Source organism: Priestia sp. P5_B4, assembly GCF_056400385.1.
Genome location: NZ_JBFULJ010001503.1, coordinates 1 through 547, shown reverse-complemented (window position 1 = coordinate 547; position 547 = coordinate 1). Strand labels below are relative to the sequence as shown.

At 71.7% G+C, this 547-nt stretch carries 1 protein-coding gene; it reads left to right on the top strand.

All coding sequences use genetic code 11. The features are described from left to right. A partial coding sequence (locus AC1DRF_RS31860; RefSeq protein WP_477742807.1) for a hypothetical protein occupies positions 1-547 on the top strand: 547 nt, incomplete at both ends.

Below are 547 nucleotides of genomic sequence, written 5' to 3'. Positions count from 1 at the left end.
GCATCGTGCGTGGCGGCGGCACGATCAGCCTTGCAGCAGGCGACGACACGCTGACGCTGCTCGGCGATGCGGATCTGTCGCAGCTTCCGTCACCGCTCGACGGTGGCGCCGGCCTCGACACCATCGACGCGCAAGTGCAGGCGGGCAAGACCGTCGCGCTCGCGCCGACGGTGCACTTCGAAGGCCTGTCGAAGACGGGCGACGGGACCTTGGCGCTTGCGGGCGCGCAGGCGTTCGACACCGTGCAACTCGTCGGCGGCACGCTCGACGTCGCCGAAGGCGGCACGCTGGCCAGCGCCGACACCTTCGTCGGCACCRGCACGACGCTCGAAGTGCGCGGCACGTTCACCGGCACCGCGGGCGACGACCGCTTCCTGGCCGCAGGCACGGTGCGCGGCGCGCTGGATTTCGACGCYGGCAACGACACGGTCGAGTTCGCGCAGGCGACCATCGACGGCACGACCCTCGCCGGCGGCGCAGGCAACGATCGCCTGGTCTTCCGCGGCATGACGCTCGATGCGCCGATCGCCGCCACCGGGTTCGAACG